Consider the following 12,240-nt stretch of genomic DNA (forward strand, 5'->3'; position numbering starts at 1 on the left):
ATAAATCAACAGGTCTTATTTTAGTGCGAAATTTTACTTTTGTCTCCAACCAATTGGTTGGAATCCGAACCAACCAAGTTATATAATTAATACAAAAAGGAGTACCATCTTTTGTTTAATACCGATTGGAAACCAAATAAATCATCGCCCGTACCATTACATAAACAAATAACGGATTTTATGAAAGAAAAAATATCCAACGGAGTGTGGACGATTGGCTACAAGCTCCCTCCTCAACGAACTTTAGCTAAAGTATTAGAAGTTAACAGAAGTACCATCGTCACTGCGTATGATGAATTGATAGCAGAGGGACTTATTGTAGGAAAAAGCGGCAGTGGAACAAGAGTAGTTAACAATACTTGGAAGCTATTAGCAACTACCCCTCCCCCTGATTGGAATTCATACGTAAAACTTGGAACGCACAAGCCAAACTTGCCAACAATACAAGAAATCAATCAAGCTGAATTTACTCCTAACATCATTCGTTTAGGAACGGGAGAATTATCGCCAGATCTTATTCCTAGTAATTCCATGAAAGAAATTTTTCATTTATTGTCCAATAGAGAAATTTCTTATGGTTATGAAGAACCAAAGGGATTGATGCCCTTAAGAGAACAAATAACAAACTATTTAAAGACGATTGGGATTTCTGCTTCTCCTTCTTCCATTTTAATTGTATCAGGTGCCTTGCAAGCGCTGCAGCTGATTAGTGTGGGTTTATTACATAGGGGTTCCACCGTATTAACGGAAAAGCCGTCGTATCTCCATTCATTAAATGTTTTTCAGTCAGCAGGTATGCGTTTAATGGGCATCCCTATGGATCAAGAAGGGATACAAGTGCGTCTTATTCCACCATTTAAAAAACAACAAAACGCGGCTTTACTCTATACCATTCCTACCTTTCATAATCCTACTGGAGTCCTAATGACGGCGGATAGACGTAAACATTTGCTAGATACTTGTCAAAAAGAACAATTGCCTCTGATTGAAGATGATGTATACAGAGAATTATGGTTGGATGAAAAGCCGCCTCAACCAATGAAGGCTTTTGACAAGCATGGACTTGTGCTCTATCTGGGGAGTTTATCTAAATCGTTAAGTCCTGGTCTCCGGATTGGTTGGATTGTGGGTCCAGAACCGGTAGTAGAGCACTTAGCAGATATTAAAATGCAAACTGATTATGGATCTAGTTCTTTATCACAATGGGCTGCAGCAGAATGGTTTTCCAGTGGACTTTACAACGATCACCTTAATGAAGTAAGAAAACAGCTGAAGATTCGAAGAGATTTTACGTTAGATATCTTGAACAAGTATTTTTCTGACCTTGCCGTATGGGAAAAACCAACTGGAGGATTTTATATTTGGCTGAGATTGTTACCGCCGCTCTCTATGAGAAAATTATTTGAAATGGCACTTAGAGAGGGAATATTACTGAATCCAGGGAATGTTTATGATCAGCAAGCTGAACAGTATCTACGAATTTCGTATTCATTTGCTCCCCTTCCACATATAGAAGATGGTCTTAAACTCTTATCAAAAATTGTAAAAACAATAGCTAAATAAGGGCTCCATTAATGCCCTTATTGCACAAATCCGTGTAAACTTGCAACATTATTTGAACAAAAAAAGAGTTACCTCCGCAACTCTGTCTTCCACTCTAACACCCCTTTAGTTTAATGAAGTTAAAATGATCATTAACAAGATAGTGATTGATAAGAGACCAGCCATAATATATCCAAAATACTTTAATGGTTTAGGCAACTTTTTTAAGGTTTTCTTGCTAACAACATTTGCAGCATTTCCTTCTATCTTGTTAAAATGGTCTATTACATTATTAAAAGGTTTGTTTTCTTCTTTCATAAAACGACCCCCTTACACTAGTTACGTAAACTATTTAGCTGCTTAGAGTGAATTTTATTTAGAGAAATGTATGCAACTATGGAACCAATTAGGGCAAACAACATGTCCCATTGAGTATCCCAAACATCCCCTTGGGTGCCAAGAAAAGCTTCAGCTGCTTCTCCTGTCAGCAGGGCAACCAAAAATTCAACTAATTCATATGAAGCGCTAATTGCCATACACATACAAATGACTGATACCACGAGCCATTTGGACCCCTTTAAAGGGGAAGTTCTAATTAAAAGTTCTCGAATGATGATTGCAGGTATAAAGCCTTGTGCAAAATGACCGAGCCTATCATAATAGTTTCGCTCTAAGTCCCAAATGTCCATAAACCAATTGAATAGTGGCATTTCGGCATAAGTATAGTGTCCGCCGATAAATAATAGGGATGAGTGGATTAAAACCAAAAAATAAACAAGAATTGTGAACCGAAAAAACCGGTAGGTAAAAAGCAAAATGAGGACCCCTATCAAGGCTGGAATTATCTCCAGCCACCAGGTAAAACGATCATACGGATTGGTGGCGGACCATATGAGTACCAAAGAGAAAAAGAGTAAGAACAATATTGGGTAATGATGCTCCTTGAACATTAAATCACCACCTTTATGTTTGGGTTAGACTACATCTCCGTTCAAATATAGTAAAGAAGCAGGTGAAAATGACCTGCTCCTTTACTATACTATACCTTTACAGAATTTCCCTTGATTCTTTTTAATATATCATGTGGCTTTGAAATTTTGCTGACAAACTATTAGCAGGTCAGTTATATAAGAATTAATTTTGACATGCTTTTTAGAAGAAAACGAAAGTGAGTTTAGTTTGGCCCGATCTAAGATGCTGTTTTTATCTTATTAGTTAAATATCCCAAACCAATGACAATAAATGTAATAGTAGTAGGAATCAATAAATGAAAATCGGGTGGAAGAATATACTTGAATTTGGGTTCCCCAACGATCATTTCCCCTGCTGTCCAAGCTAATAATCCAGCACCAGCATAAGAGATGATAGGATACCTTTCCATTAATTTTAATATTAACTGGCTGCCAAAAACAACTAGAGGAACACTGACAATCACTCCAATCATTATACCGGCTATGTTTCCTTCCACCGCACCAGCAATAGCTAGTACATTATCAAGGGACATGATTGCATCCGCAATAATAATTGTTTTCACAGCGGAAATTAAACTTGAACCGCCTTCTCTATGATCGTCTTCACCTTCCCCTAATAGAAGCTTTATGGCGATATACACTAGAAGAAGACCACCAACAAAAGTTACGAAAGGTATACCTAGCAGGTAAACAATTGCTATGGCAAAAATTATACGTAAAATAATAGCTCCAAAGGTTCCCCAAAAGATTGCTTTCTTTTGTTGCTTCTTTGGTACATTGCGTGATGCCATGGCGATGACAACAGCGTTATCCCCACTTAATACAATATTGATTAAAATCACCTTTAAAAGAACCGCAATAGACAGACCAAAAATCTCCAATCTATTCACCTCTGGGATAAACTATCTAAGTCATTATATTAATTTGCAATTTATAAAAGACCGGATTTTTGGTATTTCAATCGTGTAGTTCGGATATTTTCCATTAATATGGAAATAATTTATTTATAATATATGAAGGCGGGATTTCATTGAGCTTAACAAATCCAATTAGTTCGTCCGAAGTCGGAACACTTTGGCTCACCTACCAAGAGAAGACTCTCATTATGAGAATATTGGAATATTTTATGAAGAAAGCTGATGATGATGAGGCTAGGAATATTTTGGGCGGCTTGTGGCAGGAGTTAAATTATTACGTAATAGAAATAGAAAAAGTCTTTAAACAACAAGGAATTGCTATCCCTATTGGATTCAATGCAGAAGACGTGAATTTAGAAGCCCCCAAATTATATGACAATGGATTTGATGTCATGTTTTTGCGGATTTTAAAAGAAGTCAGCATGGGCATGTACACGATTAACATGAATATGGCATATAACGATGAAGTGATAAAAATATATGAGGGACTTACCAATGTAACCCAAAAAATATACAAACTAGCTACGCGCTATTTATTAAATAATGGAATACTATCGCTTCCTCCAAAAGTGACCATGCCAAAGACCGTAGAATTTATTAAAAGTAAGAAATATATGAGTGGCTTTAACCCGTTTAATTCAAAACGGGCCTTAAACAACATTGAACTCGGTTTTCTTCATCATGGGATAGAGACGAATAACATTGGTATGCAGCTGATTTCCGGCTTTGCACAATGTGCTCAGAACAAAGAAGTTAGAAAATATTTTGAAAAAGGAAAAGAGCTTGCGAAGAAACAAATAAAAATATTTCAAGAAATTCTTTTAGATAATGACATACAGTTTTCTGCCACATCCGGGAGTACGGTAACGACTTCAACCGTTGCCCCATTTTCAGACAATCTAATGATGCATTGTATTACCTTCCTCAATGGATTTTGTATTGTTGGAAATAGTTTTGGAACATTTTTTACATTAAGAAATGATATCTCCTTAAAAATAACCTTATTAGCTAAGGATATATATTTTTATGGGCAAGAAGGAATTGAAATTATGATAAAAAATGGGTGGTTTGAAGAACCACCACAAACGGTGGACCGAATTCAACTCATAAACAACAAATGAAGTAGTGTTTTTAAATCTCATGGTCGTCATATACATTTTCAACCGATTTTAACTTAATGGATTTCAATCAGTAGTCAATCCTTACCAAAAAATATCATCCATAGGTGGAATCGGTTGCGTTTCGATTTTTATTACTTCGTCTGTTATGTCTATTGTTCCATTTACAATAACCCCTTCAATTAGCGTTCTACGATACCCAGTTTCAAGTTTTATACTTTGTATGTACTGATGAGCAACGTTTGGAATTTCATGCTTGTTCCGTGCTGTAAACCTTCCTCTAGAAGCCAGCCCTGTACCTTCAATAATTAAATGGACTTCCAAATTAAACTCCATTACCTTTCACCTCTTCCTTATCTATTTTAGAACATTTGTTCTATAATAGTACATAAAAACAGCAAAAATCACATGCATATTTAATCCAAAAAAAAACGCTCAGAGATGATTATTCTGAGCTTTGGCTTTTATTCGCAGTTCTTATTTATTACCTGGAGCTGGATGGTCGACGCCTTTGACATGATGGCGATGCCCATCATTTTCAGTGGTATAAAAATCATAATAATGGACATGCATCCCATTTCCAACTGGTATAGCTGGACCCGAATAGGCTTTATAATGATGGGTATGACCGTCTTCAAACATGACATAGCCTTCTGTATAATGAATATGGTTTCCATCCTGGGTTTGGACTGGAGGAGAAGTCACATCTAAACATTGATGTACATGCCCATCCGCCACCGAAGTATAATCCACTGAACCATGATTATGATGCGGTACAAAACCGTTCACAAAATCATCTTTTCCTACCTTAGCCATAACCACATTCCCCCTTTTTACCATGATATTGGGTTTATTTTTAAATTATGTTATTGGACATGGGTGGAATTTCATATGCCCCGTAATAAGAACACCCTTTCCAAAGACTACTCAAAAAAGTTCATTCTATTATGTTGAGATTTTTTTTATAATTCTGCCGTTTTCCTCAACGCAACTTTTTTTCATCCCTATTACTTAGTTAGAATAACGACAAAAGGTTTCTCTAGACCCACTTGATCTTTTTATATGATAATGATTAAGGATTAAAAATGAAGGTGAAAAAGATGGAAGAACAAGCATATTTAGATTTGAAACGTGGAGAACGGGGAGCCATTATTAGCATTATTGCTTATATTTGTTTGTCGTCTTTAAAATTAATTTTTGGATACATAGCACATTCTGAAGCCCTTAAAGCAGATGGATTAAATAATGCCACTGATATAATAGCCTCAATTGCCGTTCTAATAGGATTAAAAATATCCCAGCGGCCTGCTGATGATGACCATCCTTACGGTCACTGGAAAAGCGAAACCATTGCCTCTTTGATCGCTTCGTTTATTATGTTAGTTGTTGGAATACAAGTAACTTATGAAGCGATTACAAGCATTTTCAATAGAAGCAGTGAATCACCAGATTTACTCTCGGCTTGGACAGGTCTCTTTTGTGCCATAGTTATGTATTTTGTTTATCGGTATAATAAAAAGTTGGCAAAAGATACGAATAGCCAATCTGTTATGGCTGCTGCAAAGGATAATCTGTCTGACGCATGGGTCAGCGCAGGGACATTTATTGGGATTATTGGCACCCAATTCGGTCTTCCTTGGCTGGATCCATTAACAGCAATCATTGTGGGCCTGATTATTTGTAAAACAGGTTGGGAGATTTTCAGGGAGGCTTCCCATAATTTAACTGATGGTTTTGATGAAAAAGTTATAGAATTATATAAAGCAACAATCAACAGTTGCTTTGGTGTCAAAGGTATTAAAGATATAAAAGCCAGGAATTATGGGAATAACGTCGTGGTTGATATTGTTATTTTAGTTAACTCCCATTTAGATATTCGGAAAGCACACGATATTGCCACCGAGGTAGAACAAAAATTAATAGCTGAACATAGCGTTTATGATGTTCATGTCCATGTTGAACCCAATTAAGGATATGGATATTTATATCTTATGGTAATGAACGATTTTAAAAGGTGTGTGCTTAATTGAAAACTATTATTCAATCTTTAATTGTTTCCTTTGTCATTCATTTCCTTTATTTAGCCGTAACGTTAATAACAGGTTATATAAGAACAAAGAATTATAAACCCGATATTGCAAATAGATGGGAAAAAGTAAAACCACTTCAAAGTGAAGTGGCTTTCGGGACAGCAGGTACTCCGCTGTTTTTTCTATTTACCTTCATAGGTGTAGCATTGATTTGCGGATTAATCATCATTTCTTATGGGAAAATTAGAAGGTTAAAACCATAGTTTGTTTATATTTCTAACCAGATGCACACCCATAAAACCCCCATTTTGTTACAAAATCCGTCTTGCTCCAGATGTTTAAATGACTCTTTTTTGCTGAACTTTCATCGGAATTGTATAGTGAGAGGTATTTGTAGGGTGGATTCATAATATACCCCACTCGTGCGTATCCTTCCTTCAGCAGTGTTTCCTGGACGGATTGTCCATCAACATAAATATAGGCTAACAGTCGACCGTAAGAATCCTTGCTGTTCCCCTGCTCGAATTCAATTGTTAAGGTGCCGCTCTTCACCAGCTCGTCATTTCTTCTGGCCGCTTCCAATGCATATGGCTGGACACACATTTTTGGATTTTTTGATTCCGGTGTATCAATCAGCAAATAACGAATCGTTTCGATTTTTCCCTGCAGATATACTTTTATAGTATCGCCATCAATTGTATCCACTAAAGTAACGGGGACTTGTCCGGCAGGGGTTACTACTAATTCTTCGCTATCATGTGAGGTACTCACTGGGAGCTCATCCTGTAGAATATTTGGTTTTATTTCTCCTTTCTGAATAATGGATGGATGTAACGCAAATAGTGTTGCCGCTGACAATAAGGCGACGCCTGTCATTCCTTTTCTCAACTAACCACCTCCACTTTTTCACGGCAAATACTTTCCAGTTTGTTCGGCTCCCGTTCTACATTTCTGATGTCCAATTGCGTCTCTTCAACATTCATATATTGTTAAATGTATATAATGGTCAGTTGCTTTTGCGGAATTATGTAAATTTATTATGACAAGTAAATTCGCATACCCCTCATTTCCCCCTTTTCCCCAACAAAAAAAGGCTTTATTCTATTAATAGAATAAAACCAATAATCGTTCTTATCTTTATCTATTTAACTGTTTCACTCTTAAAGGTTTGTTTTCCTTACTTGCTTTGATGATTTCACCCATAATACTCATAGCAATTTCTTGTGTGGTTTCCGAGCCAATTTCTAATCCAATCGGTGAATGAACCTGCTCCAACTGTTCTGGTGTGACCCCTTCACTTTTTAATTTTTCAAAAATGGTGATAACCTTGCGCTTGCTGGCAACCATCCCTACGTAGGCAACCGGAAATTGCAAAGCTGTTTTCAAGACAATCTCATCACGATCCTTCGTCACGATGACTACATATGATTTTTCGTTTAGGTTGGCGGAAAGTAAGGCCTGGCCTATATCCTCGTTAACAAAAAGGTTTGTTGCATTGGGAAAACGTTCCTTCGTACAATAACCAATGCGGTCATCGACCATGCAATAAGGATATTCAAGGAAATCTGCAAGTTTTGCAAGCGCAGATCCTAAATGACCGGCTCCAGCTAAAACGAGTTCAGGCCTGCTTGTATAGACTTCAATAAAGACCCGCAGCGTGCCGCCACAGCTCATCTGAATTCCATCCTTTGCATGTCTGTTCAATTTATATTCAACGGTTGCCGATTGACCATTTTTAATGGCCTTTACACTTTCTTGAATGATATAGTGTTCAGCCAAGCCCCCTCCAACCGTGCCTTCAATCGTCCCATCACGGTATACAATCATTTTTCCAACATGTCTGGGAGTAGAGCCCTTTGATTCAATAATCATGGCTAGAGCAAAGGTTTCGTTTTGACGGTTCAGCAAGGCCACTTTTTCCATCAGCAGCATGAATAGCTCCCCCCTTTTGTATCGATTAGTCCGATTGATATTGCTTCCTGCTAAGAAAATAACGCAACAGATTTAAGGCGACCATTTTTCTGTAAGCTGCCGTGGACCGTTGATCGTCGATAGGTGTAATGATTTTATCGAAGGCTGCCACCACCTGATTGATGTCTGCCGCTTTTAATGGCAGGGTCTTACCAAGCAGCTTTTTCTCATTCTCAATCGAACGGACCATCGTAGGTCCGACCGCACCGAAGGCAAAGCGGACATCTTCAATACGCGTATCTTTTATCCGGATCAATCCGGCAAACGTTACTTTGGCAATGGCATCTGCGTTACGGTTGCCTACTTTTTCAAAAACAACATAGGCCTCTTTTTCTAAATTGGACGGCAAGATTATTTCAGCGAGGATTTCATTTTGAAACCGCCCGACCCTTCGTGGACCTTGAATAAAATCGCTAATTTCTACGATGCGATCCCCGTTAATGGAGCGGAGCAAAAGTTTTGCGTTGTACACATATAATAATGGCAATGTGTCACCGGCCGGTGAAGCATTGCAAATATTCCCTCCCAATGTGCCTCTGTTTCTAATGGCTGGTGCCGCAATGGTTTGAATTGCGTTCTTTAAGGCTTGAGGAATAAGTGGGTTTTCAAGTAATTCACTATAAGTACAGCAGGCACCAATGTGAAGATCCTGATGATTCTGGTACACCTGTTTTAATTCTGGAAGATGGTCAATAAACACTATTGGTTTAGGAATCTTCGGAGGTACTCCCCTGCGGCTTTTGTGAAAAACCATCACATCGGTGCCACCGGCCATGATGGCACAGTCTTCTTTGTTCAATTGGCTCAGAGTCTCGTCTAACTGATCAAAACGATAGGCGGTTATTTTTTCTGCCATATGCCGTCACCTTTTTTTGCTGCTAGATTAATTGCCTCAACAATCATATTGTAGCCCGTACACCGGCACAGATTTCCGGAAATGCCTTCCCGAATCTCCGCTTCGGAAGGATGATGGTTTTTGGATAACAAAGCGGCACTTGCCATGACCATCCCAGGAATGCAGTAACCGCATTGCACTCCACCGGCTATGGAATAGCTCTCATCTAAAATTTTAAATTGTTCTGTGTCAATGATTCCTTCGATGGTTTGAATATCGGCTCCTTCCATGGCGCCAATCGGGATCAGGCAGCTGTTTTGCAGAAGACCGTTCACAAATACACTGCACGCGCCGCACTCGCCTTCCCCGCAGCCTTCCTTTGTGCCGATTAACTCAAACTCATCTCTTACTAAATCTAATAATCTTGTTGTGGGAGGTGCATCCGTTTCTATGGGTTTTCCATTAAGGGTAAATTTAATCAACCTTCTTCACCTTCTCTCATCCAGAGACTTTCGATTATGACTTCAGGTGTAACCGGAATTTGTTGAAAAGAAGTTTGCAGTGCATCCTCGATTGCCGCTTGAACGGCTGGAGCGCCGCCGATTAACGTCAATTCACCCGCACCCTTCGCCCCATATGGACCATCGGCATAGGGGTTATCAAAGACCTTGCTTTCAATGGCTGCCACATCCAGTGAAGTTGGCGGTCCATAATCCGAGATGCTCTTTTGCTGAATTTTGCCTTGCTTGGACGTCATTTTTTCTAAATAGCCGTAGGCTAATCCTTGCGCCAAACCACCGTCAATTTGGCCTTTCATGATCCGTTCATCGATAACTTTTCCCACTTCATAATTTCCGTACACTTTTTCCAGCTTTACATTACCAGTTAACGTATCCACCTCTACTTCAACGATATTGACACCCCATGAATAAGCCGGGTAGGCGTCTCCGGTAAAGGTTTTTTCGTCCCAAGGAATCATTTCACGGTGAACATAGTTCTCGACCACTTCCTGCTCTTTCCCTGGTTTCCACTGAGCCTTTAGTTTTTTAGCGGCACGTTCTAATAGTTTTCCGACAATCATCGTTGTCCTGGAGGCTACGGTTGGACCGGAGTCGGGAACCTCTTTTGTATCAGGATTCGGGTATAGAACTCTTTCTAATGGGAGGTCGAGTTCTTTGGCGACAATTTTACTAAGCGTTGTATAAATGCCTTGTCCCATATCAGAATTGGAGATTTTTAGTGATACCAGGTCGTCTTTTGTTTTCACCAGTTTCACCGTTGCTTTGATATGATCTCTTTCGCCGCTTCCCGTAAATCCGCAGCCATGGAGAAACAGCGAAGTCCCGATGCCTTTTTTATAACGCGGGTTTTGTTGATTCAAACGATGAAACTCCGCTTTTTTCTGTTTGTATTGTGATGTGTTTAGTAAATCCTCGATCATCTCTTCCACTAAGATAGGGTCGCGGAATATTCCTTTGGTGATGGTGGGGTCGCCTTGTTTGACGAGGTAGTTTCGTTTAAATGCGAGCGGATCGATGTTTGCTAGTTTACTAAGGTGCCCGATATGACTTTCGATTCCGGCAAAGCTTTGCGGAGCACCAAAGCCTCTGAAGGCGCCGTTCGGAACGGTATTGGTTTTTAAAACATACCCTTTTGCATGAAAATGCGGTATTTTATAAACCCCGGCACTGTTGAGTAAGGCGCGCTGCAGGACGACCGAGCTCAAGCCCTCATTCGCTCCCCCATCAAGAAACACATCCACACTCATACTCAAAATATTTCCTTGCTCATCAAGGGCCGTCCTGTATTTAAGTTTGGCCGGATGCCGTTTCGTTGTCACTGCCATATCCTCGGAACGGTCAAATACGAGCATCACCGATTTTTTCACTGCTTTTGCCGCAACAGCTACGTGACACGCCATCATCGAAGGAAATTCTTCTTTGCCGCCAAACCCTCCTCCGGTCGGACTTTGAATCACTCTGACTTCATTGTCACCACAGGCTAAAGCGTTTAGTAAGGCATTTTTTATATAATAAAGACATTGCATCGATCCTTGGACAACAATTTCATCTTTGTTATAAATGGCGAGCATTCCTTGTGGCTCAAGGTAGACATGCTCTTGGTAACCTGTATCATATTCTTCTTCGATGATTTGGCGGGCTTTTTGCTCGATTGCTGAGATGATATCTAAGCTTTCCCCAAATTCATAGCTTGCCATGGTTACACCGAGTGCAGATTTTTGTTGGATGGCTTCTTCTAATGTGTAGATCGCCTGATGTTCTTCAAATTCTATTTTTACTTCTTCCAACAAACTGTATAAGGTATTCAGGTCTTCTCCAACGAGCATGAGAATCGGCTCTCCGATATAGTTGACCCATTCATTAGCAAAAATGGGCTGATCTTCTTTAATGATTTTTACATAGTTTAGCCCGGGGATATCCTCTGCTCCGACCGCTTCATATCCTTCCGGAAGGTTTGGTAATTGGATGGAGGTGATTTTTCCATAAGCAATGGGCGAGCGATACAAAACACCATACACCATATTTTCCACTTTTACGTCGCTAATATAAGGTAACTGGCCCGATACTTTGCCGCTATGGTCTTTTTTGGGCACTGCGGTGCTTATGTCTTTTAGATTCATTGCATCAACACCCTTCGACTCATATTTTAAAGGGGACATATATTCATAGAGACCTCTTCCTATGATTTTATAAATAACAAGGATATTTTATGATTAATTTCCTTTAAGATATTATGCTGCTTCTTTTTTTGAATGGAGGTTCGTATATAAGTTCCTATTGGTGACCCAGTTCTCTCTTTGTTCGCTTGCTCAGTCGTCAATAAGCCCTATTGGCT

At 39.2% G+C, this 12,240-nt stretch carries 14 protein-coding genes; 4 read left to right on the forward strand and 10 right to left on the reverse strand.

The window, feature by feature from the left end; genetic code table 11:
• Window positions 1-111 precede the first annotated feature (111 nt).
• Window positions 112-1,563 carry a MocR-like pyridoxine biosynthesis transcription factor PdxR gene (gene pdxR / locus GXK58_RS00085; protein WP_160718671.1) on the forward strand — a complete coding sequence of 484 codons (1,452 nt, stop codon included), beginning with the start codon at window positions 112-114 and terminating at the stop codon, window positions 1,561-1,563.
• Window positions 1,564-1,668: 105 nt separating this feature from the next.
• Here pdxR and GXK58_RS00090 read toward each other — a convergent pair whose 3' ends face one another.
• The 3 genes from GXK58_RS00090 to GXK58_RS00100 all read right to left on the reverse strand — a co-directional run bounded on the left by GXK58_RS00090 (window position 1,669) and on the right by GXK58_RS00100 (window position 3,403).
• Window positions 1,669-1,860 (reverse strand): hypothetical protein, encoded by a 192-nt coding sequence (locus tag GXK58_RS00090; protein WP_160718673.1) that lies wholly within the window; start codon window positions 1,858-1,860, stop codon window positions 1,669-1,671.
• 17 nt (window positions 1,861-1,877) lie between these two features.
• On the reverse strand, window positions 1,878-2,492 hold the full coding sequence (locus GXK58_RS00095) for a DUF2238 domain-containing protein (RefSeq protein WP_160718675.1): 615 nt from the start codon (window positions 2,490-2,492) through the stop codon (window positions 1,878-1,880).
• 239 nt (window positions 2,493-2,731) lie between these two features.
• Window positions 2,732-3,403 (reverse strand): TerC family protein, encoded by a 672-nt coding sequence (locus GXK58_RS00100; RefSeq protein ID WP_237389514.1) that lies wholly within the window; start codon window positions 3,401-3,403, stop codon window positions 2,732-2,734.
• Between the two features lie 140 nt (window positions 3,404-3,543).
• On the opposite strand from GXK58_RS00100, the gene GXK58_RS00105 reads away from it, so the two are divergent.
• On the forward strand, window positions 3,544-4,551 hold the full coding sequence (locus tag GXK58_RS00105) for a DUF3231 family protein (protein WP_160718679.1): 1,008 nt from the start codon (window positions 3,544-3,546) through the stop codon (window positions 4,549-4,551).
• 81 nt (window positions 4,552-4,632) lie between these two features.
• On the opposite strand, the gene GXK58_RS00110 is transcribed toward GXK58_RS00105, so the two are convergent.
• Window positions 4,633-4,884 (reverse strand): hypothetical protein, encoded by a 252-nt coding sequence (locus GXK58_RS00110; RefSeq protein ID WP_160718681.1) that lies wholly within the window; start codon window positions 4,882-4,884, stop codon window positions 4,633-4,635.
• A gap of 141 nt (window positions 4,885-5,025) precedes the next feature.
• Window positions 5,026-5,364, reverse strand: coding sequence for a YmaF family protein (locus GXK58_RS00115; protein ID WP_160718683.1), 339 nt, complete (start codon window positions 5,362-5,364; stop codon window positions 5,026-5,028).
• A gap of 284 nt (window positions 5,365-5,648) precedes the next feature.
• Between GXK58_RS00115 and GXK58_RS00120 the strand changes: the two genes are divergently transcribed.
• Entirely contained in the window at window positions 5,649-6,518 is an 870-nt protein-coding gene (locus GXK58_RS00120; RefSeq protein WP_160718685.1) for a cation diffusion facilitator family transporter, read from the forward strand.
• Window positions 6,519-6,574: 56 nt separating this feature from the next.
• Entirely contained in the window at window positions 6,575-6,841 is a 267-nt protein-coding gene (locus GXK58_RS00125) for a hypothetical protein (RefSeq protein WP_160718687.1), read from the forward strand.
• A gap of 13 nt (window positions 6,842-6,854) precedes the next feature.
• Here the strand turns inward: GXK58_RS00125 and GXK58_RS00130 are convergent, their stop codons facing one another.
• The 5 genes from GXK58_RS00130 to GXK58_RS00150 all read right to left on the reverse strand — a co-directional run bounded on the left by GXK58_RS00130 (window position 6,855) and on the right by GXK58_RS00150 (window position 12,025).
• Window positions 6,855-7,466 (reverse strand): thermonuclease family protein, encoded by a 612-nt coding sequence (locus tag GXK58_RS00130; RefSeq protein ID WP_237389515.1) that lies wholly within the window; start codon window positions 7,464-7,466, stop codon window positions 6,855-6,857.
• 249 nt (window positions 7,467-7,715) lie between these two features.
• Window positions 7,716-8,510: an XdhC family protein gene (locus tag GXK58_RS00135; protein ID WP_160718689.1), complete on the reverse strand. Its 795-nt coding sequence runs from the start codon at window positions 8,508-8,510 to the stop codon at window positions 7,716-7,718.
• 25 nt (window positions 8,511-8,535) lie between these two features.
• Window positions 8,536-9,405 (reverse strand): FAD binding domain-containing protein, encoded by an 870-nt coding sequence (locus tag GXK58_RS00140; RefSeq protein ID WP_160718691.1) that lies wholly within the window; start codon window positions 9,403-9,405, stop codon window positions 8,536-8,538.
• Window positions 9,390-9,866: a (2Fe-2S)-binding protein gene (locus GXK58_RS00145; RefSeq protein WP_160718693.1), complete on the reverse strand. Its 477-nt coding sequence runs from the start codon at window positions 9,864-9,866 to the stop codon at window positions 9,390-9,392. Before GXK58_RS00145 ends, GXK58_RS00140 begins: the two co-directional genes overlap by 16 nt.
• Window positions 9,863-12,025: a xanthine dehydrogenase family protein molybdopterin-binding subunit gene (locus GXK58_RS00150; protein ID WP_160718695.1), complete on the reverse strand. Its 2,163-nt coding sequence runs from the start codon at window positions 12,023-12,025 to the stop codon at window positions 9,863-9,865. Before GXK58_RS00150 ends, GXK58_RS00145 begins: the two co-directional genes overlap by 4 nt.
• Window positions 12,026-12,240: the final 215 nt, after the last annotated feature.

Source organism: Bacillus sp. USDA818B3_A (assembly GCF_009928415.1).
Taxonomy (GTDB): Bacteria; Bacillota; Bacilli; order Bacillales; family Cytobacillaceae; genus Neobacillus.